The sequence below is a fragment of the Caballeronia sp. ATUFL_F2_KS9A genome, from assembly GCF_023630765.1.
In the GTDB taxonomy this organism is placed as follows: domain Bacteria; phylum Pseudomonadota; class Gammaproteobacteria; order Burkholderiales; family Burkholderiaceae; genus Caballeronia; species Caballeronia zhejiangensis.
Genome location: NZ_JALQEK010000011.1, coordinates 125,740 through 149,613, shown reverse-complemented (window position 1 = coordinate 149,613; position 23,874 = coordinate 125,740). Strand labels below are relative to the sequence as shown.

Genomic DNA, 23,874 nt, shown 5'->3' with positions numbered 1-23,874 from the left:
ACACCTACGCGCGCGTCGACGCGAGCGTCGACGAACTGCGCGCCCCGGATCCCTTCTATTTCTGGCGGCTCGGGTGGGCGGGGGTGGTGGCGCGGCGCGGGCGCGCCCAGCCCACCGGCGGCGAGCTGGACTACATCGCCGACGTCAAGCGTCTCTACGCGCGCTTCAACCTCGTGCTGGCGGATCAGGCGCACGCGCTGTCGTATGCGCCGCGCTCGCTCGTGCGCGCGACGCTCGCGCTGCTGTGGCGCGATTTCGCGCTCTACGGCGCGCGGCCGGAAGATGCCGACCACGTCGATGTTTTGCGCGATTACGGCCTGACGGTCGCGTGGCACGTCGCCGCGACGCCCGAATCGGAAGCGGCGTGGGAAGAGAGCGCCGCGCAGGCGGGCGAGGAAGCCTCGCGCGACGCCGCGACGCGCGATCTCGGCGTGCTGCGCGTGAACGCGAGTGCTTACGAGGACTTCCTGCAGAGCGCGGAAACGTCGATCGACGCGCTCGTCGAGCGCGGCACGCAGGCGAACGAAACCGGCATGGTCGACGAAGCGGCGGCGCTGTCGGCGGCGGACGCGTCGCATCGGCTGGGCGCGGCGGCTTGCGCGCTGGGCCTCGGGCATGTCGCGCTCTTGGCGGATACGCTCGGCCTCGCATGGCGGCGCGTCGCGCATCACGGCGAAACGCACGCCGATGGCGCCGAAGGCGCGACACGCGGCATCGACGCGACCGTGCCCGAGCGCGCCGCGCAAATGCTGCGTTCGATGCTGCATCAGGCGGCGGCCGGCATTGCGCCTTCGGAAGGGCGCGGATCGATCGTCGCGCTGACGTCGATGATCGAAAAACCTGCGCCGTTTGCGCGCTAGTCTTCGCCGTCGTCGTCGGGCGGAAGCTGCTTCGGGCCCGGCGCGCGCACGACGTCATAACGCATGAGCGTGCGTTTTCTGGCGGCTTCGTGATCGACGATCGGCTGCGGATAATCCGCGCCGAGCGAGATCTTCGCCGCTTTCAGCGCCGGTTTTGCAAGCCACGGCGCGTGGATATCGCGATCGGAAAGAGCCGCGATCTCTGGCACGTAATGACGGATGAACTTGCCCGCCGAATCGAATTTCCGTGACTGCGTGACCGGATTGAAGATGCGAAAGTACGGTTGCGCATCGCAGCCGCTCGACGCGGCCCATTGCCATCCGCCGTTGTTGTTCGACAGCTCGAAGTCGTTCAGATGCGCTTCGAAGTACGCCTCGCCGCGTCGCCAGTCGATGCCGAGATCTTTTGTCAGAAAGCTCGCCACGACCATGCGCAGACGGTTATGCATGTATCCCGACGCGTTGATCTGCCGCATCGCCGCATCGACGAGCGGATAGCCCGTCTGACCCGCGCACCACGCGGCAAAATTCGCGTCGGCGGCATCGCCCGTTTCCCAGCCGATGCGGTCGTACTCCGGCTTGAACGCGCGATGATCGCCAGCCACGCCGACGTGGGGAAAATGGTGCAGCACGGAGAAATAGAACTCGCGCCAGATCAGCTCGCCTAGCCACGTTTCGGCGCCCTTGTCGCCGTGACGCTGCGCATCGTGGGCGCTGCGGGCGAGCGCGCGGATCGACATCGTGCCGTGCCGCAGATGAACGCCGAGATAGCTCGGCCCTTTTAGCGCGGGGAAATCGCGCGTGCGGCCGTAGTCGATCATGCGGTCCCGGAAATCGTCGAAGAGCTCATAGGCGCCGCGCGTGCCGGCGGGAAACGCAGGCGCGGGTGCATCGCCGAAACCGAGCGCATCGAGCGATGGAATCGCATGCTTCACGTTCGACGGCGGCTTGGCGAGCGCGTCCAGATGTTCTTCGGATGCGTAGGGCGCAAGCGCATCGGGCGTGAGCGTCGCGAGCCACTTGCGCTTGTACGGCGTGAAGACGGTGTAGGGCTTTGCGGCGCCTGTCATCACATCGTCGTGATCGAAGACGGCCTGATCCTTGAAAGAGAAGAACGCGATGTCCTGACTCGCGAGCTTCTGCGCGACGGCTTCGTCGCGCGCCTTCGCCGCCGGCTCGTAATCGCGATTGACGAACACGGCGTTCGCGCCGCATTCGCGTGCGAGCGAAGGAATATCGTGCACGGGGTGCCCGTGCCGCACGATCAACGCGCCGCCCGCCTCGCGCAGCGTGCGATCCAGCTCGACGACGCTCGCGTGAATGAACGGCACGCGCCGGTCTTTTTTGTCGAGCGGCGCGAGAATATCGCGATCGAAAACGAAGGCGCACAGCACCCGACGGCACCTTGTAAGCGCGTGATAGAGTGCAGCATTGTCTGCCGCGCGCAGATCCCGCCGAAACCAGACCAGACCCACATCAAAGTCGGCCATCTCGCAGCGCCTTTGTTAAAATTCTGAATTATGTCCAAGACTTCCGATCGCATCAATTTGACGAATCAGTTCCTGATCGCCATGCCCAACATGGCCGATCCGACGTTTTCAGGAACGGTGGTCTACCTTTGCGATCACACGGAGAAGGGCGCGCTCGGTCTCGTCATCAACCGGCCGACCGACATCGACCTTCAATCGCTCTTCAATCGCATCGATCTCAAGCTCGAAATCGAGCCGCTCGTCCATTTGCCCGTTTATTTCGGCGGTCCCGTGCAGACGGAGCGTGGCTTCGTGCTGCACGAAGCGGGCGAGGGCGAACCCTATAGCTCGTCGATGAGCGTGCCCGGCGGCCTTGCCATGACCACGTCGAAGGACGTGCTCGAAGCAGTCGCGAGCGGCAAGGGCCCCGAGCGCTTCCTGCTCACGCTCGGTCATGCCGGCTGGGGCGCGGGCCAGCTCGAAGAGGAAATCTCGAAGAACGGCTGGCTGACCGTCGAAGCCGATCCGCGCATCATCTTCGACGTACCCGCCGAAGACCGCCTCGAAGCGGCGCTCTCGCTGCTCGGCGTGTCGCGCTCGATGTTGTCCGGCGAAGCAGGGCACGCATGAGCCGCGAAGCCACGCTGCTGGCATTCGATTACGGCGAGAAACGCATTGGTGTCGCCGTCGGCAATACGCTCACCCGCCACGCGCGCGCGCTCGTCACGCTGGAAAACCGCAATCGCGACTATCGCTTCGTCGAAGTGGGCAAGCTGCTCGACGAGTGGAAGCCCGACGCCATCGTCGTCGGCATGCCAATGCATCCCGACGGCACGCCGCACGAAATGAGCGCGCTCGCCAAGCGCTTCGGCAATCAGGTGAACGGACGTTTCAACGTGCCGGTGCAATGGGTGGACGAGCGCTACTCGTCCGTCGACGCCAAAGCCGATTTGCGCGAGCGCGGCGTGCGCGCCAATGCGCGGGGCCGCTTCGACGAAATCGACGCCGAAGCCGCGCGCGTCATCCTTCAACAATATCTCGACGGACTTGCCGACGATCATGAGTTCCATTGACGCCGAGGCGCTGTATCGCGCGCTCGTCGACCAGATTCGCGCTGCCTACGGACAATTGCTCGCCGCGCCCGACGGCGCCGTGCTCGCGGGCATTTTCAGCGGCGGCGTGTGGCTTGCCGAGCGGCTCGCGAAGGATCTGAACGCGCCGCGCTTCGGCGTGGTGAACGTGGCGCTGCATCGCGACGACTACGCGAAGAAAGGCCTGCACAGCCAGGCGAGCCCGACCTCGCTCCCCTTCGATGTGAACGGCCGCCGCATCATCTTGGTCGACGACGTGCTGTCCACGGGGCGCACCGTGCGCGCGGCGATCAACGAGCTGTACGACTATGGCCGTCCGGCATCGATCGATCTCGCGGTGCTCGCCGATCGCGGCGGGCGCGAAATGCCGATCGGCGCGCGTTTCACCGGCGCGACGCTCGATGTGCCCGCGAATCAGAATCTCGTGCTCGCGCGTCGCGAAGACGGCGCATTCGACTTCAGGACGGAAGCGCGCGCCAGCTGAAGCGAGCGCTTCGACGTCTTTTCAAAGTACATCCGGGATCGACATGAATACCGCCACCGAAGGCGCCGCCGCGCCCGACACCTTTCGCTACGGCTTTCTCAAGGGCAATCCGCAGCTGACGAAGAACGGCGAGCTGAAGCACCTGTTGAGCATCGAAGGATTGCCGCGCTCGATCGTCACGCACATCCTCGATACCGCCGAGCAGTTCGTCAGCGTGACCGATCGCGAAGTGAAGAAGGTGCCGCTTTTGCGCGGCAAGTCGGTGTTCAATCTCTTCTTCGAGAACTCGACACGCACGCGCACCACGTTCGAGATCGCGGCGAAGCGTCTTTCGGCCGACGTGCTGAATCTGAACATCAACGCATCGTCGACGAGCAAAGGTGAATCGCTGCTCGACACGATCAACAATCTCTCCGCGATGCACGCCGACATGTTCGTCGTGCGTCACGCATCGAGCGGCGCGCCGTATCTGATCGCCGAGCATTGCGCGCCGCACGTGCACGTCATCAATGCGGGCGATGGCCGTCACGCGCATCCGACGCAGGGCCTGCTCGACATGTACACGATCCGCCATTACAAGCGCGACTTCACGAAGCTGCGCGTGGCGATCGTCGGCGACATCCTGCATTCGCGCGTCGCGCGCTCCGACATTCACGCGCTGACGACGCTCGGCGTGCCCGAAGTGCGCGCGATCGGACCGCGCACGCTGTTGCCGGGCAATCTCGATCAGATGGGCGTGCACGTCTATCACAATCTCGACGAAGGGCTGAAGGGCGTCGACGTCATCATCATGCTGCGCCTGCAGAACGAGCGCATGAGCGGCGCGCTGCTGCCGTCCGCGCAGGAGTACTTCAAGAGCTGGGGATTGACGCCCGAGCGTCTCGCGCTCGCCGCGCCCGATGCGATCGTCATGCATCCCGGCCCGATGAATCGCGGCGTGGAAATCGACTCGCAAGTGGCCGACGGCCCGCAGTCGGTCATCCTGAATCAGGTGACTTTCGGCATCGCCGTGCGCATGGCGGTGATGGGCATCGTGGCCGGCAACACTGACTGACAAAGACGACATGAAGATCCAGATTCAGAACGGCACGATCATCGATCCGGCGGCCGGCACGGAAGAGCGCAAGGACGTGTTCATCGCGGCGGGCAGGATCGTCGGCATCGGCGAGGCGCCCGCGGATTTCAACGCGGCGAAGATCATCGACGCTTCCGGGCTTTACGTCGCGCCGGGTTTCGTCGATTTGTCGGCGCGTCTGCGCGAACCGGGCTTCGAACATAAGGCGACGCTCGAATCCGAGATGGCCGCCGCGATGGCGGGCGGCGTGACGAGTCTCGTGTGCCCGCCCGACACCGATCCGACGCTCGACGAACCCGGTCTTGTCGAAATGCTCAAGTTTCGCGCGCAGAAACTGCATCTCGCGCATGTGTATCCGCTCGGCGCGCTGACGGTCGGGCTCAAGGGCGAGACCATCACCGAGATGGTCGAGCTGACCGAAGCGGGCTGCGTCGGCTTTTCGCAGGCGGATAACCCGATCGTCGATACGCGCACGCTGCAACGCGCGCTGCAGTATGCGACCACGTACGGCTATACCGCGTGGCTGCGTCCGCAGGATGCGTACATGTCGAAGGGCGGCGTGGCGGCGAGCGGCGCGGTGGCGTCGCGGCTGGGGCTGTCGGGTGTGCCGGTGTCGGCGGAAACGATCGCGCTGCATACCATCTTCGAACTGATGCGCGTGACGGGCGCGCGCGTGCATTTGTCGCATCTGTCGTCGGCGGCGGGCGTCGCGCTCGTGCGCGCGGCGAAAGCCGAAGGAATCGCCGTGTCGTGCGACGTGACCATCAATCACGTGCATCTGACGGATATCGACATCGGCTATTTCGATTCGCAATTTCGCCTCGATCCGCCGCTGCGTCAGCAACGCGACCGCGATGCGATCCGCGCGGGTCTCGCCGACGGCACCATCGACGCGATCTGCTCCGATCACACGCCGCTCGACGACGACGAAAAGCTGCTGCCCTTCGCCGAAGCGACGCCCGGCGCGACCGGCCTCGAATTGCTGCTGTCGCTGACGGTGAAGTGGGCGCGCGAAGCGAACGTGCCGCTCGCGAAGGCGCTGTCGCGCATCACGTCCGCGCCCGCCGACGTGCTGAAGCTCCCCGCCGGCCGCATTGCGACGGGCGCGCTCGCCGATCTGTGCGTGTTCGATGCGGCGAGCGAATGGCGCGTCGATCCGCTGAAGCTGAAGAGCCAGGGCCGCAACACGCCGTTTCGTGGCTACGAATTGCCGGCGCGCGTGCGTGCGACGGTGGTCGGCGGTCACGTCGCTTACGAGAGCCGCTGAACATGCGCTTCGCATGGCGCAAGCTGCGGCTCGTCGCGCATCTGTTGTACGGCATGTGGATCGTCGCGACGCGCTTTGCCCGCGCGTCGGCGGCCGAACGCGCCGAGATGAACCGACTGTGGTCGCTCGAAATGCTGCGGCTGTCGGGGATGAAGCTCGTCGTGCATAACGACGAGGCGCGGCTCGATAGCGGCGTGCTCGTCGTCGGCAATCACATCTCGTGGATCGATATCTACGTCATCAACGCGTGGCGTCCGACGCCGTTCGTGTCGAAGGCGGAGATCCGCAAATGGCCGGTGGTCGGCTGGCTTGCGCATCAACTGGATACGGTGTTCGTGCAGCGCGAGAAGCGCAGCGACGCGAAGCGCATCATGCACGAGCTCGCGGATCGTCTGCTTGCTGGCGAAAAGATGTGCGTCTTTCCGGAAGGCACGACCTCGGACGGGCAAGCGCTGCTGCCCTTTCACGCGAACATGTTTCAGGCGGCGGTGTCGGCGTCGTGCCCGGTGCAGCCGATCTGCCTGATGTACGAGGATGCGCAAGGAAGGCAATCGACCGCGCCGGCGTATATCGGCGATATGTCGCTCAACGATTCGCTCGATGCGCTCTTGCGCGCGCGGCCGCTCACCGCGCATCTTTACGTGTGCGATCCGCTCGCACCGGGCGCGGACCGGCGGTTGCTCGCGAGCGAGGCGCAGGCTTCCGTCGACGCCGCACTTCAGCGGATGCGTGGCCTGCCCGCCGCCGCCGATGCGATGACGGAAGTGCCGCTCACTTCTTCATCGAGCAGCTCACCTGCGTGACGACGCGCTCTGCGGGATCGGCCGTCAGGCGCACCGCCGACAGCTTGTTGCCCCACACGCAGCCCGAATCGAGGCAGAGAACGTCGTCGCGGATCATGAGACCGAGCGCGGCCCAGTGGCCGAAGACGATCGTCACGTCCTGCGTGCGGCGGTCCGGCACGTCGAACCACGGCATGTAGCCGGGCGGCGCCGCGTCGGGGCCGCCGTTGTTGGCGAACTCCATCGCGCCTTCGGGTGTGCAGAAGCGGATGCGCGACAACGCGTTATAGATCACGCGCAGCCGGTCGGCGCCCTTCAGTGAATCGTCCCAGCGATGCGGCTCGTTGCCGTAGAGCGACGCGAGCGTTTCCTTCCAGTTCGGTGCGCGCAGCGCTTGCTCGAGCTCGTGCGCGAGTTCCATCGTCATCGTCGCGTCCCATTGCGGCAACACGCCCGCGTGAACCATCAGCACATTGTTTTCGAAGTGCGCGACCGGCTTGTGACGCACCCACTCGATGAGATCGGCGGCGTCGGGCGCTTCGAGGATTTCATCGAGCGTGTCGCCTTTTTTCGGCTTGCGCAGGCCGGCGGCGACGGAGAGCAGATTCAGATCGTGATTGCCGAGCACGACGGTTGCGCGCGAGCCGAGGACGATGATCTCGCGCAAGGTCTGCAAGGACTTCGGACCACGGTTGATGAGATCGCCCGCGAACCAGAGCGGTGTGTCGGGTGATGGCGCGGCTTTTTTGAGGAGGCGCTGGAAGGGATCGCAGCAGCCCTGGAGATCGCCGAAGACGAGGGGAGCGGGGGAGGTGGCGATGGTCATCTGGGAGACTTGTTGTCAGGCTTCTAAGAGGAAATCCGGGTGAGCGAAGATTATGGAACAGCGGGCAAACACTGTGTCTTCATCCGACGGATGCAAGGCTGGCATTACCTGCTGCCACCTGTGCAACCATAAATCGCGAGCTGTATCAAGTTGTTATCCGTCTAGTTTTCGAATGGCGGAGCCTTATAATTCAGGGTTGACCAAACTGGGGCGGGAATGCACGAAAATCGGTCATATCTTCCGGTTCTGCTTTCATCCACCGCAACTGTCGCAATTTTTTCGCATATTCAAGCTTTCGCGCGGCGTAATCACCTGACGGAAAGCTATAAAGAGGGCCACGTATGATTCTCGTGACGGGCGGCGCCGGTTTCATCGGCGCCAATTTTGTGCTGGATTGGCTCAATGGTTCGGACGAACCCGTGCTCAACGTCGACAAGCTGACGTATGCGGGCAATCTGGGAACGCTCAAGTCTCTGAAGGACGATCCCCGCCACATCTTCGAGCGCGCCGATATTTGCGACCGCGCCGCGATCGATGCGCTGCTGGCCAAGCACAAGCCGCGCGCCATTCTGCACTTCGCCGCCGAGAGCCACGTCGATCGCTCGATCCACGGCCCGGCCGATTTCGTGCAGACGAACGTCGTCGGCACGTTCACGCTGCTCGAAGCCGGGCGGATGTACTGGAGCAAGCTGCCCGAAGACGAGAAGCAGGCGTTCCGCTTCCTGCACGTATCGACCGACGAAGTGTACGGCTCGCTTTCGGCCACCGATCCGCAGTTCTCCGAGACCACGCCGTACGCGCCGAACAGCCCGTATTCCGCGACCAAGGCCGGCTCCGACCATCTCGTTCGCGCGTATCACCACACGTACGGACTGCCGGTCCTGACCACGAATTGCTCGAACAATTACGGTCCGTATCAATTCCCTGAAAAGCTGATTCCGCTGATGATCGCCAACGCGCTCGGCGGCAAGCCGCTGCCGGTCTACGGCGATGGCCAGAACGTGCGCGATTGGCTGTACGTGGGCGATCACTGCTCCGCGATCCGTGAGGTGCTCGCACGCGGCGTGCCCGGCGAGACGTATAACGTCGGCGGCTGGAACGAGAAAAAGAATCTCGAAGTCGTGCACACGCTGTGTGACTTGCTCGACCGCGCGAAGCCGAAGTCGAGCGGTTCGTATCGCGATCAGATCACATATGTAAAGGACCGTCCGGGCCACGACCGCCGCTACGCCATCGACGCGCGCAAGCTCGAGCGCGAACTCGGCTGGAAGCCTGCGGAGACCTTCGAGACGGGTCTTGCGAAGACGGTTCAGTGGTATCTGGACAACCAGGCGTGGGCCGACGAAGTGGCTTCCGGCGACTACCGGAAATGGGTCGAGACGAACTACGCGCAGCGCGCGTGAGGGGCTGAATCATGGCGCGCAAGGGCATTATTCTGGCCGGCGGGTCCGGCACGCGGCTTTACCCGATCACGCACGCGGTGTCGAAGCAGCTTCTGCCGGTCTACGACAAGCCGATGATCTACTACCCGCTGTCGACGCTGATGATCGCCGGCATCCGCGATGTGCTTATCATCTCGACACCGCAAGACACGCCGCGCTTCGAGTCGATGCTCGGCGACGGCAGCCAGTGGGGCATGAACATTCAGTACGCGGTGCAGCCGTCGCCGGACGGGCTTGCGCAGGCGTTCATCATCGGGCGGGAATTCGTTGGCAATGATCCGTCGGCGTTGATTCTCGGCGACAACATCTTCTACGGACACGATCTCGTCAAGCAGTTGGACGCGGCCAGTGCCCGTACCGATGGCGCAACGGTGTTCGCCTATCACGTGCAGGATCCCGAGCGTTATGGCGTGGTCGAGTTCGATCAGCAATTCAGAGCGCTGTCGATCGAAGAAAAGCCCGCGAAGCCCCGCTCGAACTACGCGGTGACGGGTCTTTACTTCTACGACAATCAGGTGTGCGACATCGCGGCGGATATCAAGCCGTCCCCGCGCGGCGAACTCGAAATTACGGATGTGAACTCTCGCTATCTGGCGGAGAAGCGGCTCAATGTCGAAATCATGGGGCGTGGCTATGCGTGGCTCGACACCGGTACGCACGATTCGCTGATCGACGCGGCCACGTTCATCGCGACGTTGCAGAAGCGTCAGGGGCTGGTGGTGGCGTGTCCCGAGGAAATCGCGTATCGCAAGAAGTGGATCGGCGACGAGCAACTGCTCGAGCTCGCGAAGCCGCTTTCGAAGAACGCCTACGGTCAATATCTGCTCAATCTTCCGAAGGACCAAGTCGCATGGCCATCCAAGTAACCGCTACGGCGCTGCCCGAAGTCAAGATCATCGAGCCGAAGGTGTTCGGCGATGCGCGCGGGTATTTCTATGAAAGCTTCAACGCTCGCGAGTTTGCCGAGCACGTCGAGGCGGGCGTCGAATTCGTGCAGGACAACCACTCGCGCTCGGCGAAGGGCGTGCTGCGCGGTCTGCATTATCAGATTCAGCACGCGCAGGGCAAACTCGTGCGCGTGGTGGAAGGCGAAGTGTTCGATGTCGCCGTCGACGTCCGCAAGAGTTCGCCGAACTTTGGCAAGTGGGTGGGCGTGAATCTGTCGGCGGAGAATCATCGGCAATTGTGGGTGCCGCCGGGGTTTGCGCACGGTTTCGTCGTGCTGTCGGATGCGGCGCAGTTCCTCTACAAGACGACGGACTACTGGTTTCCCGAGTTCGAACGCAGCATCGTGTGGAACGACAAGGAGATCGGCATCGAATGGCCGATCGATTTCGAGCCGATGCTCGCGGCGAAGGACGCGGCGGGGAAGCGTCTGGGCGAAGCCGAGTGTTTCGAGTGAGCGACGCGATGACTCAAGATTCTCAGCGAACAATCCTGCTGACTGGCGTGAATGGTCAGGTTGGCTTCGAGCTCGCGCGCACTTTGCAGGGACTCGGCAGGGTCGTCGCGCTCGACCGCAACAAGCTCGACCTCGGCGATCTCGACGCAATCCGGAAGGTGGTTCGCGAAGTGAAGCCGTCGTTGATCGTAAATCCGGCCGCTTACACCGCGGTCGACAAGGCGGAAAGCGATGCGGAAGCGGCGATGCGCGCGAATGGCGAAGCGCCCGGCGTCCTCGCCGAAGAGGCGAAGCGTCTGTCGGCCGCGCTGGTTCACTATTCGACCGATTACGTGTTCGACGGCACGAAGGACGGCGTCTATGTCGAAGACGACGCGGTGAACCCGCAGAACGTCTACGGCAAGAGCAAGCTGGCGGGCGAGCGGGCGATCGCGGCTTCGGGTTGCGACCATCTGATCTTCCGCACGAGTTGGGTGTACGGCACGCGTGGCAAGAATTTTCTCCTGACGATGCTGCGGCTCGGCGCCGAGCGCGATCAACTGAGCGTGGTCGCGGATCAAATCGGCGCGCCGACCTGGTCCAACACGATCGCGGCCGCCACGGCTCACGTGCTCGCGCAAAGCATCGCCGCCGATACCGCCGACTGGTGGTCGAAGCATTCGGGCATTTATCACCTCACGGCCTCCGGGGCGACCTCGTGGCACGGGTTCGCGCAGGCGATCTTCGCGGTCGCAATGGGCGAGGGGGCGCCGAAGGTGCTGCCCATCCCCGCCGCGGATTATCCGGTGCCCGCGAAGCGTCCCGCAAACTCACGCATGTCGCATGACAAGCTCGCCGAGCGATTCGGTCTGATCTTGCCCGCGTGGGACGAAGCGCTGCGCTTGTGCATGGCGGGCGGCGCGTCATGAGTGTGAGCGGTCGAGCGGCAGAGGGTTGCGCGCGCAATGGCGTCGCAGCGTTCCGAATCCGAATCGTGGATCGACGTGAATAACGGCGAACGGCGTACGGGTATCGTCGTCGTCTTCTATCGGCCCGACGGCGACTGCGTGAAGCGTGCGAATCGATTCGCCCGATTCGCGCCGTGCGTCGTGGTCGACAACACGGAAAACGCGACCCCGGCGGAGGCACTCGGTCTGGATTCCCGGATCGTGCATGTCGCGAATGGCGCGAATCTGGGCATCGCGACAGCGCTCAATCAGGGCGTCGACGTGCTGATCGGCATGGGATGCTCGAGCGCGCTCCTGTTCGACCAGGACAGCGAGCCTTCGGAACACCTGCTCGCGGCGCTGCCTCGCGCGCTCGACGAAGAACTGGAGCGGGGCGGGCGCGTCGCGCTGATCGGCCCCGCATATGAGGACGCGCGGCTCGGAGGAGTCGCACCGTTTGTGCGCTTCGGGTACTGGAAGCTGCAACGCGTCGCGCCCGTCGGCACGCAGCCGATCGACGTGGATTTTCTGATCACATCGGGCTCGTGCATCAACCTGGCGGCGTGGGGCGATATCGGCCCGATGGAGGACGAGCTGTTCATCGACTTCGTCGATCTTGAGTGGTGCATTCGCGCTCGAGCCAAGGGATACGCCGTGCTCGGCGCACCGGCGTTGCGTCTGCAGCATTCGCTGGGTGGCGAGCCGGTCGTCATCTTCGGACGGGCCTACCCGAGTCACAGTCCGTTGCGGCACTACTATTTGTTTCGTAATGCCGTAGCGCTGATCCGGCGAAGCTATATTCCGTGGAGCTGGAAGTCCACGGAACTCGTGAAGTTTCCCGTGCGTCTGGCAATTTATGGGCTGTTCATGCGCCCGCGCGCTCACCATCTGCGCATGGCCGTGCTGGGCATCTGGCACGGGCTGACCGGCCGGATGGGCGCATTGCGCGAGCGCTGAAGGTTCTTTGCAAGCTCTTCGAGCCGTCGAAAACGGCAACTACTGTCATTCTTTCAATACTCAATGCTTAATCTCGCACTTGTCGATTTGAAACGAAGCATCGCTTCATGGCGGCTCTGGACTCTGCTGGGCTGGCTCGAGGTCAGGCAGCGCTACGCCCGCTCGCGACTGGGCCCGTTCTGGCTGACCATCAGCATGGGCGTGATGATCGGTTCCATCGGCGTCGTCTACGGCGCGCTGTTCGGTCAGAAGATGAGCGACTATCTGCCGTTTCTGTCGATCAGCCTCGTCATGTGGACGATGCTTTCCAGCACGGTGTCCGAGGGCAGCAATGCCTACATCGTAAGCGGAACGTACATCAGACAGGCCTCGACGCCGAAGCTCATCTTCATCTTGCAGGTCGTGTGGCGAAACCTGGTGATCCTCACGCACAATTTCGTGATCGTCGTGGTCCTGCTCGCGGTGTACGGCGTGAAGAGCTGGGAAACGCTCCCGATCTTCATTCCCGCGCTCGCGATCTACGTGCTGAACGCAATGTGGATCGCCATGGTGGCGTCGCTCCTGTCGGCGCGCTTCCGTGATTTGCCGCAGATCATTCAGGCGCTGATCCAGATCGCCTTCTATGTCACACCCGTGCTGTATCGCCCGAATTCGCTGACGCGCTTTTCGTTCATCGTCGACTGGAATCCGCTCGCCCATCTTCTCAGCCTGGTGCGCGAGCCGCTCATCGGAGAGGTGCCGAGCCTGCTGACCTGGGGCGTGTGCGTCGGCATGGCTGTGGTCGGCTGGCTGATCGCACTGACATTGACGAGCCGCTATCTGAAGCGCATCCCGTACTGGATTTGAGAGAAACATCATGGCGTTCATAGAACTCAAGGGCGCAACGCTCGATTTGCCCATTTACGATGTACAAGGGCGCTCCCTGAAGAAGAAGGTGATGCGCATGGGCCGACGCAACGCCATCGCCGAGGACAACGACGGCGTGATCGTGGTGCGCGCGCTCGACAACATCGACCTGCGGCTCGAAAGCGGCGACCGTATCGGCCTGATCGGCCACAACGGCGCGGGCAAGTCCACGCTGCTTCGCATCATGGCGGGCATCTATGCGCCGACCAGCGGGACGATGTCGTGCGAGGGCAAGATCGTTCCGCTGCTGGACATCAGCCTCGGCATGGACGACAACTCGACCGGTCTTCAGAACATTCGCTTGCGCGGGCTGCTGCTCGGCATGAGCGATAGCGAGATTCAGACCAAACAGCAGGAGATCGCGGATTTCTGCGAACTTGGCGACTATCTCGATCTTCCGCTACGCACGTATTCCAGCGGCATGCGCGTGCGTCTCGCCTTCGCGGTCTCGACTGCCGTCGATGCCGACATCCTCTTGCTCGACGAAGTCATGGGCGTCGGCGATGCGTCGTTCATGAACAAGGCCAAGGCGCGTCTGCAGGACCTGCATCACCGCTCGGAGATCGTGGTGCTGGCGATGCACGCGAACGCCGAGATCCGCCGCATGTGCAACAAGGTGCTGTGGATGGACCACGGGCGCGTGCGCGCCTTCGGTCCGACCGAAGAAGTGGTTTCGGCGTACGAAGCGCAGGTCTGAACCCATGCGGACTACCGCCCTCGTGCAAATACCGCAAAGATCGCTGCGCGCGTTGCAGCATGCCATCACGTTGCGTGGCGGCGTGATACCGGCGCTGCGCGCCGGCTGGGCGGTGTGGCGCCGGGAAGGTCTCGCGGGATTGCGCAATCGGGCGGCGCGCGACGACACCACCGACTATCGCGCATGGGTCGAACGCTACGACACACTCGACGATGCCAAGCGCGAGGCCCTCGGCGAAGCGGTTCGCGCATTGCACCGGCGGCCCGTCATTTCGGTTCTCGTGCCGGTATTCAATACGCCTGAAACATACCTCCGGCAAATGATCGAGTCGGTGCGTGCGCAGATCTATCCGCACTGGGAACTCTGCATCGCCGACGATGCCTCGACCGCGCCGCACGTGAGCGCCGTTCTGCGCGAGTACGCAAGTGGCGACGCGCGCATCAAGGTGATGCGCCGCGCGTTCAACGGCCATATCTGCGCCGCGAGCAATGACGCCCTCAGCATGGCGACGGGGGAGTTCGTCGCGCTGCTCGATCACGACGATGTTTTGCCGGAGCATGCGCTCTGCATGGTCGCCATGTACCTGGAGCGAAATCCGTCGGCCCGGATGCTGTACAGCGACGAGGACAAGCTGGCGCCGAACGGCCTGCGTGTCGAGCCATATTTCAAGTCGGACTGGAATCCGGCGCTGATGCTCGGTCAGAACATGTTCTCGCATCTCGGTGTGTTCGAGACGAACCTGGTGCGGGAAGTGGGCGGATTCCGGCCGGGGTTCGAAGGCAGCCAGGATCACGATCTCGTGTTGCGGTGCGTCGAGCGCGCGGGCGACGGCGCTGTAATCCATGTGCCCCACGTTCTGTACCACTGGCGGATGACGGCCGAGAGCACGTCGGCGCGCGTTGACGTCAAACCGTATGCGAGGGAGGCGTCCGTCCGGTCGGTCGCGGAACATCTGGTCCGCACCGGGTTCGAGGCCGACGTCCGGCAGTTGTCCCCCGACTCTACGATGTTGCGCGTGACTTTCGCGGTCCCGCAGCCGGCGCCGTTGGTCTCCATCATCATTCCGACGCGGGATCGCGCCGAGTTGCTCGAGCGCTGCATCGAGAGCGTAACGACGCGTACCCGCTACGACGCGTACGAAATCATCATCGTGGACAACGGCTCTCGCGAGAAGCGAGCGCTCGACTTGCTCGCGCGTTATGAGCGGCGTCCCGAGATCAACGTCTTGCGCATCGACGCGCCGTTCAACTATTCGGCGTTGAACAATCAGGCCGTCGCGCGTGCGCGGGGCTCGATCCTGTGCCTGCTCAATAACGACATCGAAGTGATTTCGCCGGACTGGCTCCAAACGCTCGTGGGCTACGCGGCGCTGCCGCAGTCGGGCGCGGTCGGGGCCGCCCTCTGGTATCCGAACGACCGTCTGCAGCACGGTGGCGTGTTACTGGGCATCGGCGACGTGGCCGGACACCTGCACCATATGCTGCCGCGTGGCGCGCGCGGCTATTTCGGCCGCGCGGTCCTGGCGCAGCAGCTATCGGCCGTGTCGGCAGCGTGTCTCGTCGTCAGGAAAGCGTTGTACGAGGAAGTCGGCGGACTCGATGAAGAGCATCTGGCCGTTGCATTCAACGATGTGGATTTTTGCTTGAAGCTTGGCGCGGCGGGGTATCGGAACCTCTATGTTCCGTTCGCCGAACTGTACCATCACGAATCGGCATCGCGCGGCAGCGACATGACATCGTCGAACGCTGCCCGCTTCGGAAAGGAAGCGGCATGGATGCATGAGCGATGGAAGTCGAAGGTCCGGGAAGACCCGTTCTACAATCCGAATCTCGCGCTGGGAGGCGGGGCGGTCTTCTCACTGGCATTTCCGCCGAGGGTCGCGCAATGCGGCTAGTGCCCGCATGGGCATAGCGAGCAATCGCTTTTATTTCAACATTGGCGGCGGAAGAGCCGCGCCAGGGCATTATTTATGACGAGTCCAGTCAAGCGTGTTCGTTTCGGAAGTCAGCACGCAGACGATCTGTTTTCGGGAGAACGCTACGTTCCTCAGGTGCAGGGTCCGATCCAGTACGAGCACTATCACCGCTACCTTTTCGCACTGAAGCTCTGCGAAGGCAAGGATGTCCTCGATATCGCGTCGGGCGAAGGCTACGGCTCGGCGATGCTCGCGCAGGGGGCAAAGAGCGTCGTTGGCGTGGACATCGACGATCGCGCTGTCGAGACCGCCCAAGCGCGCTACGTCAGCGACAACCTTCGCTTCGAAGCCGGCAGTGCGACGCGCATCCCGCTGCCCGACGCGTCGGTAGATGTCGTGACGTCGTTCGAAACGCTGGAGCACTTCGCCGAGCAGGAGGCGTTCATCCGCGAAGTCGTGCGCGTGTTGCGCCCCGGGGGTCTTCTGATCGTCTCGACGCCGAATCGCCCGGTCTATTCGCCGCCCGGATCATCGCCCAATGCGTATCACGTCCGCGAACTGGATCGCGCCGAGTTCATGCGCCTGCTCGAGACGGGCTTCGGCAAGGTCGCGTTGTTCGGCCAGAAAGCCGGGGCGGGGTCCGTAATCGTTCGCGAAGGTTCCACCTCGCTGGGCGAGCCGTCATGCTGGACGCTGAAGGAAGACGGTGTTTGCGAGTTGTCCGATCTGTCGAGCGATCCGGTTTATTTCATCGCACTTGCAAGCAACGGCGCGCTTCCCGAGATCGAGGGAAGTCAGCTTGACGCTAGCAAGCCGTTTCACGATTACGACCAGTCGCGCAGCGATCTGATGACGCGGCAAGCCGCGGAGATCGCGCATCTCACGAACGAGACGATGCAGCGCGCCAACGAAATTGGCCATCTGACAGCGGAAACCGTGCGTCTCACCGATGCGGTCGTGACGCGGGATGCCGACATCGGCCGCCTGACGAGCGAGACGGTGCGTCTCAACGAAGTGATCGTCCAGCGCAACCAGGATCTGGAGCGCGCGACCGCAGACCGTCAGAAGCGCGACTCGGAATTCGCACAACAGCAACAGGTGCTGGTCGCGCTTTCCGATGCATTCGGGAAGATCGCATCGCACGGCGACCGCGCCTCGGATATCTCTGCCGCCGCGTCGCCCGGCGGTGCGCTCCCGACCGACACCGAAAACGCGTTGCGCACGCAAAACCGCGCGCTGCATGCCGAGATCGACGCGCTGCGCGCCTCCTTTTCATGGCGGATCACGAAACCGGTGCGTACCGTGAGCACGCGCATTCTGCGTCCGGCCAAGGCCCGCGCCGCGGTGCTGCTCGGCCGTCGTCCCGCGCCGCCTTCGGTCGGCGCCCAAGTCACGCGTGCTTCGGCTGCGCCGACGACGGACTGGCGCGACGTTCCGTTTGTGCCGTTCCGGCAGGCAGCGCGTCCGCGCGTCACCATCGCGGTGATCGCCTCGAAGGATTCGACGACGCTCGACGCGAGCCTGCGCGCGCTGAGCGCGACGCTCGCCAATGTGGCGACGGAGGTCGTCGTGATCGCCGATGACAATGTGCCGGCCGCCGCGCAGCGAGGCGTGCCGGTACGCGACGCCACCGATGCCACCGCTTACATTTCGAACGTTCGCGACGCCATCGGCGCGGTGCAAGGCGAGTATCTGGTTCTCATGTCGGACCGGCTCGCTGCTCATCCCGGTTGGCTGGATGACATGCTCGAGCTGTTCGAGCGGTTCCCGGACGCGGGCGCGGTCACAGGTACGCTTCTCGGCACGAGCGGCAATGTGATCGCCGCAGGTTCCGGTATCTCATCGGACGGACGCCTGATTGCGAACGCGAACGACGATTCCCGCATGTCCTCGGTTGCGCGCGTGACTGCGGCATCACCGGGCATCCTGATGCTCGACGCCGACCTCTGGCGCAAACTGTCGGCGCAGCTGATCGAGGGCGCGCCATTCGAGGCGGGCATCGCATCACTCGCGCTGTTGCTGGCGGGCGAGGGCGTCCACACGTATTGCCAGCCGTTCGCGCGGTTCTCCTTCGTAAGCGAATCCGCAACCATTCCCGCACCGGCTCGCGACAGCTGGGACGACGCGTATCAGCGCTGGCGCCTGCGCGAGCGATTCGACACGGTTTTCGCCAACTATGCGGGAACGAACGATATTCTGCCGCTGGCGGCGAGGCCGAAGATCGTGATCGTCGACGCATTCGTGCCGAAGCCCGATCAGGATTCCGGATCGGCAGACCTTTTCTGGTACATGCGGATCTTCCAGGCGTTCGGTTATCAGGTGAGCTTCGTTGCCGCGTTCGAGCAATCGGAGCCGCGCGAGTACGCCGACGCATTGCGCCGTTGGGGTTTCCGCGTGCTGGTCGCGAACGGCATGGTGTCATTGCAGGAAATCGTCACGCGCGAGGCCGCGACCGCCCGCGTCGTGATGCTTCAGCGAATCAGCGTTGCTAGCCATCTCGTCGATACCGTACGTCGCGTGGCGCCGGAGGCGAAGCTCGTTTTCAGCACCGTCGATCTGCACTTCCTGCGCGAAGAGCGGTCGGCGATACTCGAGCGTTCCGCTTCCGCGCTCGCCCATGCGCTCGAGGTGCGCCGGGCGGAGCTGCACGCGATCGGTGTCGCCGATGCGACGACCGTGGTGAGCCACGTCGAGCTGGACATCGTCAAGCGGCTCATGCCGGCAGCCAACGTCCATCGAATTCCGATTCCGCGTTTGCCCACGCGCGCGCCGACCGCTTTCGAGCAGCGGCGAGGCGTGGTTTTCGTGGGAGGTTTCGCTCATCGGCCGAACATCGACGCAGTCAAATGGCTCGTCGAGGAGATCTGGCCGCTCGTGCGCCGGCGTCTGCCCGATGCGCAACTGCAAGTGGTCGGCAGCAATGTCACACCGGACATCGCCGCACTCGACGCGCCGCAAGACGGCGTGCGCATCGTCGGATTCGTCGAGGACCTTTCGACGGTTCTGGATCACGTGCGTTTGTCGGTGGCGCCGCTGCGTTTCGGCGCCGGCGTGAAAGGAAAAGTCGTGTCCAGTCTTCTTCACGGCGTTCCATGCGTGCTCAGCAAGGTGGCGAGCGAAGGCATGGGGCTCGTTGCGGGCGAGCACGTTCTCGAGGGCGATTCGGCGCAGGAGATGGCCGATCAGATCGTGCGCCTGCATGAGGACAGCGAACTCTGGAAACGTATCGCCGATGCGGGATTCGATGCCGCGCTCGCGGAGTTCTCGGTCCGCACCGTGGCGGAGTGTTTCAGGACACTGCTCGAATCGATTGGCCTCGGCAGTACGGTCGACGAACGCGGACTGCGTTTCCTTCCCCACTAAGTCTCTTTGCCTCAAGTCATGACCGTACTCAATCTTGTAAAGCGACTGTTCGCGCCGAAGCCGCAACCGATCAGTTACGAGCGGCCCGACATCGATCCGGGCAAGCTCAGGCTTTTGATCGAACTCGCGTCGTTCGATAAGGGCGGGCTCGAGAAAGTCGTGCTCGATTCGGCGATCGCGTTCAATCGCGACCGCTACGACGTGACGATCGTTACCTCGGGCAAGGTCGGACATCTCGGCGCCGTCGCGCGGGAGGCCGGTCTGCGCGTGATCGGCTTGCCGGAGCGCGGCACGCTCGAGGCCTATGGCCAACTGCTCTCGCAGATTCGGCCGGATCTCGCGATGTCGCATTTCTCGTACGTCGGATATCCGTTGTTCGCGAAGTTCGGCATCAGGAACATCACCTTCATCCATAACGTGTACGCGTTCTTTTCGGCGGAGCAGGCCCGCGCCTTCGCCGACAACGACAAGTACGTCGATCTTTATATCTCCGTGTCGAGGAACGCGACGCGCTATGCGGCCGCCCGGCTCGGCGTGAAGCCCGAAAAGGTGATCACCGTGCCGAACGGCCTCATCATCGGCGAGCACGAGGCGCGTGAGAAGAAGCCTGGCGCATTGCGCCGGGCGGACCTGGGTATCGCGGATACGGACTACGTCTTCGCGAACGTCGCTTCGTACAACCTGCACAAAGGCCATTACGTGATGGTCGACGCGATGAAGCGCATCGTGGCCAAGCGCAAGGACATCAAGATCCTGTGCGTCGGCAACCCGGTGTTCGCGCCGCACGTCGACGCGCTCAAGGATCTCATCAGGCGCGAAGGGCTGGAACAGCACATGCTGATGCCCGGCTACATCGCCGACGTCGCCGACGTGCATCGCATCGCCGACGCGTTTCTGCTGCCGTCCTTCATCGAAGGCTGGAGCATCGCGATGAACGAGGCGATGTTCTACGGCAAGCCGATGATCCTCACCGACACGGGCGCGTCCGCCGAGGTCATCGAAGATGACGACATCGGCATCCTGATTCCCAACGAGTACGGCGATACCGCCGATCTCGACTCGGTTAAACTCGATCTATTGGCCTATACGCCGCACGCCTACGGCATCACGCCACGCCTCGTCGAGGCAATGGAAACCATGGCGGATCACCGCGACGAGTGGGCTTCGCGTGGCAAGCGCGGACGCGAAAAGATCTACTCGTCCTATGATTTCGCGGACATCGTGCGGCGCTACGAAGAAGTCATCGAGGAGGTGGTCCGTGAGCAACGTCGCTAATCCTTCGCTGGCAGCAAGAGCCGTGGAACGCGTTCGACGCATATGGCGCTTCTTGCGCTGGCGCTTCAAGCCGGCCGTGTGTTTCTATCTCGGCAATCATCTCTTCATGAACTGGATGCCGTACGGCATCAGGCACTGGTTCCTGCGCAGGTTCTGCATGGTTCGCATGGGCGCCGATTCCAGTATCGCGATGGGCTGCTTCGTGACCGGGTATCACATCGAGATCGGCTCGAACACGGTGATCAACCGTTACACGTATCTCGACGGGCGGGTCCCGCTCAAGATCGGCAATAACGTGAACATCTCGCACTACACGCTGATTCAGACGCTGACGCACGATCCGCAGAACCCGGACTTCGTCTGTCTGTGCAAGCCCGTGGTCATCGGCGATCATGCGTGGATCGGTGCGCGCGCGATCATCTGTCCGGGCGTCACCGTCGGCGAGGGCGCGGTGGTTGGCGCCGGCGCGGTCGTGACGCGCGATGTTGCGCCATACACGATCGTCGGCGGCAATCCGGCGCGCTATATCAAGGACAGATCCCGCGATCTGCGTTACCGGTCGAGGTACTTCCCGTTCTTCGATACCGACATCCAATAGTTTTTCGACGCGAACGGGTGGCGTCGCCCGTTCCGATATCTCTATGTTCAAGTTCCTCAAGAAGAATGAAGGGCCATCCATCTCGGTCGTGGTGCCGCTGTACAACCACGGCCGGTACATCAAGTCGACGCTCGAAAGCGTGCTCGAGCAGACTTCGCCCGCGGATGAAATCGTTCTGATCGACGACGGCTCGTCCGACAACGGCTTCGAGATCGCCGAGCGCGTGCTGGCGAAGACGCCGCGCGCGCGCACGTTCAGGCAGGAAAACGCCGGCGCGCACAACACGATCAACCGCGCCATCGGCGTGAGCCGTTCGCAGTACGTCGCGGTGCTCAATTCCGACGATCTCTTTGCGCCGAAGAAGCTCGAGCGCTGCCGCGAACTGATCGCGCAGCGCGGTGCGGCGGATCTGATCGCGGGCGGCGTCGGCATCATGGACGACGATGGCGCCCGTCAGCGCGGCGGCGTCGCCGTGGACTGGCTCGCGCGCTCGAAATCGTTCCTCGACAAATACGGTCTGCCGCAGTTGTCGCTGGTGAACGAAAACTATGTCGCCACCACGTCCAACATGGTGTTTTCGCGGCGCTTGTGGGAGGCGTCCGGCGGCTTCCAGCCGCTGCGCTACTGTCACGATCTCGACTTCCTGATGTTCGCATTCGAGTTCGGCAACGTGATTCTCGATCTCGATGAAGAGCACATCGTGTATCGCGTGCATCAGGGCAATACGATCAAGGAAGATCTGTCTCGCGTGCGGGTCGAAATCGCGGCCGTGATCGCCGATGCGCTGCATCAGTCGGGACCGCGTCTGCTATCGCCCGAATTCGGCGAACGCGATTTCGAAGCGTTTACGGCGGTGCTGCGCAACAAGCAGATGAGCGACATGCTCTGCTTTTTCCAGACTGTTCGTCCTGCCTTTGCGACACGCACCGCATTCTACGAATACGCAAACGATGCGAAGCGCGCCGCGGTTTTCCGCCAGTCCGTTTCGCCGGCTTGATTGGCTGCGTCGGCCATGGCCGACGCGCCTCCATCTCGAGTAACAAGCATGAGCATTTCATCTTCCGTCTCCGGCAAAGCAGACGCACACGCCGATCGTCTTCCGGTACAGGCAGTCATTCTGGCGGGCGGCGCGGGCACGCGTCTGTGGCCGCTGTCGCGCGAACAGTATCCGAAGCAGCTCATCGGCCTGCTCGGCGACGATTCCCTGCTCCAGTCGACCGCGCGGCGTCTCGATGGCCTGAGCGCGAGCCATCCCGTGGCGTCGCACGGCATCGTCGTCTGCGGTGAAGATCACCGGTTCAACGTGGCCGAGCAACTTCGGCAGAGCGGCGCGCCCGCGCAGATCATTCTCGAGCCTGCCGGACGAAACACCGCGCCCGCGTTGACGCTCGCGGCGCTGTCGCTCGTGCGGAACGGCGACGACGCGATCATGGTCGTCATGCCCGCGGATCACGCCGTGACCGACGAAGCCGCGTTTCGGGCGCGCGTCGCGGATGCCGTCCGGTTCGCGGGCGAAGGGCATGTGGTCACGCTCGGGATCGTGCCCACGCGCGCGGAGACCGGATATGGCTATCTGCGCGTGGGTCCGCAACTGGACGAGCGCAACGTGCATCAGCTCGACAAGTTCGTCGAAAAGCCATCGCGCGAACTGGCGCAACAATATGTCGACTCGAAACAATACCTCTGGAACAGCGGCTTGTTCGTGCTGCGCGCGTCGGTGTGGCTGCGGGCCATCGAGCAATTCGAACCGCTGATTCACGCTGCCTGTGTCGATGCGTTCAACGCTAGAACGAACGACGTCGACTTCCTTCGTGTCGGCGTGGAGGCGTTCAAGGCGTGCCCGTCGCAGTCCATCGATTACGCGGTCATGGAACGCATCACCGAGCCGGGCTCCGGGTTCCTCGCGGCCGTGGTGCCGCTCGAAGCGGGCTGGTCCGATGTAGGTGCGTGGGACGCCGTCTGGGAGGCCCTGCCGAAGGACGCCGCCGGCAACGTCACACGCGGGCGCGTCATGCTGGAAGGGGCATCGAATACGCTGGCGCATTCGGAGGGACGCCTCATCGCGTGCGTCGGAACGGACGATCTGATCGTGGTCGAGACGCCCGATGCGATTCTCGTGGCCAAACATTCGGCCGTGCAGAACGTCAAGGCGATCGTGGCGCGCATCAAAAGCGAGCAGGGCACCGAGGCTAATTTTCACCGCAAGGTTTATCGGCCGTGGGGCTACTATGATTCGATCGATGAAGGGAAGGGCTTTCACGTCAAGCGCATCGTCGTGAATCCAGGGGCGCGGCTTTCGTTGCAGATGCATCACCATCGTTCCGAGCACTGGATCGTCGTGCGCGGGACGGCGCGCGTCACGCGCGGCGAAGAGAGCTTCCTGCTGGCGGAAAACGAGTCGACGTATATCGCGCTCGGACAGAAGCATCGGCTCGAAAATCCCGGCAAGTTGCCGCTGGAAATGATCGAAGTGCAATCAGGCGCTTATCTCGGCGAGGACGATATCGTCAGATTCGAGGATCACTACGGGCGGGCATGA

The 23,874-nt window shown here is 63.4% G+C and carries 21 protein-coding genes and 1 pseudogene; 20 read left to right on the top strand and 2 right to left on the bottom strand.

Features of this window, described 5'->3' with window-relative positions:
- Window positions 1–860 (top strand): annotated as a pseudogene (locus tag NCS67_RS10040) (hypothetical protein); the annotation flags it as partial.
- On the opposite strand, the gene NCS67_RS10035 reads toward NCS67_RS10040, so the two are convergent.
- Window positions 857–2,350, bottom strand: a complete 1,494-nt coding sequence (locus NCS67_RS10035) for a cryptochrome/photolyase family protein (protein ID WP_250435065.1) — start codon at window positions 2,348–2,350, stop codon at window positions 857–859. The pseudogene NCS67_RS10040 and the gene NCS67_RS10035 sit on opposite strands and share 4 nt — an antisense overlap.
- 30 nt (window positions 2,351–2,380) lie before the next feature.
- On the opposite strand from NCS67_RS10035, the gene NCS67_RS10030 reads away from it, so the two are divergent.
- Genes NCS67_RS10030 through NCS67_RS10005 form a run of 6 tightly spaced genes read left to right on the top strand, consistent with a single transcriptional unit; the run spans window position 2,381 to window position 7,049 of the window.
- Complete coding sequence (locus tag NCS67_RS10030; RefSeq protein WP_008342667.1) at window positions 2,381–2,959, top strand: YqgE/AlgH family protein; 579 nt, start codon at window positions 2,381–2,383, stop codon at window positions 2,957–2,959.
- Window positions 2,956–3,402, top strand: a complete 447-nt coding sequence (gene ruvX, locus NCS67_RS10025) for a Holliday junction resolvase RuvX (protein ID WP_175980440.1) — start codon at window positions 2,956–2,958, stop codon at window positions 3,400–3,402. Before NCS67_RS10030 ends, ruvX begins: the two co-directional genes overlap by 4 nt.
- Window positions 3,389–3,904 carry a bifunctional pyr operon transcriptional regulator/uracil phosphoribosyltransferase PyrR gene (gene pyrR / locus NCS67_RS10020; RefSeq protein WP_250435064.1) on the top strand — a complete coding sequence of 172 codons (516 nt, stop codon included), beginning with the start codon at window positions 3,389–3,391 and terminating at the stop codon, window positions 3,902–3,904. The genes ruvX and pyrR overlap by 14 nt, the downstream gene beginning before the upstream one ends.
- 43 nt (window positions 3,905–3,947) lie before the next feature.
- Window positions 3,948–4,958, top strand: coding sequence for an aspartate carbamoyltransferase catalytic subunit (locus NCS67_RS10015; RefSeq protein ID WP_008342662.1), 1,011 nt, complete (start codon window positions 3,948–3,950; stop codon window positions 4,956–4,958).
- 10 nt (window positions 4,959–4,968) lie between these two features.
- A complete protein-coding gene (locus NCS67_RS10010) occupies window positions 4,969–6,246 on the top strand; it encodes a dihydroorotase (protein WP_250435063.1) in 1,278 nt (425 codons plus the stop codon).
- Between the two features lie 2 nt (window positions 6,247–6,248).
- Entirely contained in the window at window positions 6,249–7,049 is an 801-nt protein-coding gene (locus NCS67_RS10005; RefSeq protein WP_250435062.1) for a lysophospholipid acyltransferase family protein, read from the top strand.
- Here the strand turns inward: NCS67_RS10005 and NCS67_RS10000 are convergent.
- On the bottom strand, window positions 7,018–7,854 hold the full coding sequence (locus tag NCS67_RS10000) for a symmetrical bis(5'-nucleosyl)-tetraphosphatase (RefSeq protein ID WP_250435061.1): 837 nt from the start codon (window positions 7,852–7,854) through the stop codon (window positions 7,018–7,020). The genes NCS67_RS10005 and NCS67_RS10000 overlap by 32 nt on opposite strands.
- 341 nt (window positions 7,855–8,195) lie before the next feature.
- Here NCS67_RS10000 and rfbB point away from each other — a divergent pair, with 341 nt between their 5' ends.
- The 13 genes from rfbB to NCS67_RS09935 all read left to right on the top strand — a co-directional run bounded on the left by rfbB (window position 8,196) and on the right by NCS67_RS09935 (window position 23,874).
- Complete coding sequence (rfbB, locus tag NCS67_RS09995; RefSeq protein WP_250435060.1) at window positions 8,196–9,257, top strand: dTDP-glucose 4,6-dehydratase; 1,062 nt, start codon at window positions 8,196–8,198, stop codon at window positions 9,255–9,257.
- Between the two features lie 11 nt (window positions 9,258–9,268).
- Complete coding sequence (rfbA, locus tag NCS67_RS09990; protein WP_250435059.1) at window positions 9,269–10,162, top strand: glucose-1-phosphate thymidylyltransferase RfbA; 894 nt, start codon at window positions 9,269–9,271, stop codon at window positions 10,160–10,162.
- Entirely contained in the window at window positions 10,147–10,698 is a 552-nt protein-coding gene (rfbC, locus tag NCS67_RS09985; RefSeq protein WP_250435058.1) for a dTDP-4-dehydrorhamnose 3,5-epimerase, read from the top strand. Before rfbA ends, rfbC begins: the two co-directional genes overlap by 16 nt.
- Window positions 10,699–10,706: 8 nt before the next feature.
- On the top strand, window positions 10,707–11,606 hold the full coding sequence (rfbD, locus tag NCS67_RS09980; protein WP_250435057.1) for a dTDP-4-dehydrorhamnose reductase: 900 nt from the start codon (window positions 10,707–10,709) through the stop codon (window positions 11,604–11,606).
- Between the two features lie 36 nt (window positions 11,607–11,642).
- On the top strand, window positions 11,643–12,581 hold the full coding sequence (locus tag NCS67_RS09975; protein ID WP_250435056.1) for a glycosyltransferase family 2 protein: 939 nt from the start codon (window positions 11,643–11,645) through the stop codon (window positions 12,579–12,581).
- 63 nt (window positions 12,582–12,644) lie between these two features.
- On the top strand, window positions 12,645–13,427 hold the full coding sequence (locus NCS67_RS09970) for an ABC transporter permease (protein ID WP_250435055.1): 783 nt from the start codon (window positions 12,645–12,647) through the stop codon (window positions 13,425–13,427).
- Between the two features lie 10 nt (window positions 13,428–13,437).
- The gene (locus NCS67_RS09965) at window positions 13,438–14,184 is read left to right on the top strand and encodes an ABC transporter ATP-binding protein (RefSeq protein WP_284504065.1); all 747 of its coding nucleotides are present in this window, start codon (window positions 13,438–13,440) and stop codon (window positions 14,182–14,184) included.
- Window positions 14,185–14,236: 52 nt separating this feature from the next.
- Window positions 14,237–16,078 carry a glycosyltransferase family 2 protein gene (locus NCS67_RS09960; protein ID WP_250435053.1) on the top strand — a complete coding sequence of 614 codons (1,842 nt, stop codon included), beginning with the start codon at window positions 14,237–14,239 and terminating at the stop codon, window positions 16,076–16,078.
- Window positions 16,079–16,234: 156 nt separating this feature from the next.
- Entirely contained in the window at window positions 16,235–19,462 is a 3,228-nt protein-coding gene (locus NCS67_RS09955; protein WP_250435052.1) for a methyltransferase domain-containing protein, read from the top strand.
- Between the two features lie 18 nt (window positions 19,463–19,480).
- Window positions 19,481–20,737 (top strand): glycosyltransferase, encoded by a 1,257-nt coding sequence (locus NCS67_RS09950; RefSeq protein WP_250435051.1) that lies wholly within the window; start codon window positions 19,481–19,483, stop codon window positions 20,735–20,737.
- Complete coding sequence (locus NCS67_RS09945; RefSeq protein ID WP_250435050.1) at window positions 20,721–21,335, top strand: acyltransferase; 615 nt, start codon at window positions 20,721–20,723, stop codon at window positions 21,333–21,335. Before NCS67_RS09950 ends, NCS67_RS09945 begins: the two co-directional genes overlap by 17 nt.
- Window positions 21,336–21,378: 43 nt before the next feature.
- Complete coding sequence (locus tag NCS67_RS09940) at window positions 21,379–22,332, top strand: glycosyltransferase family 2 protein (protein WP_250435049.1); 954 nt, start codon at window positions 21,379–21,381, stop codon at window positions 22,330–22,332.
- 48 nt (window positions 22,333–22,380) lie between these two features.
- On the top strand, window positions 22,381–23,874 hold the full coding sequence (locus NCS67_RS09935) for a mannose-1-phosphate guanylyltransferase/mannose-6-phosphate isomerase (protein WP_250435048.1): 1,494 nt from the start codon (window positions 22,381–22,383) through the stop codon (window positions 23,872–23,874).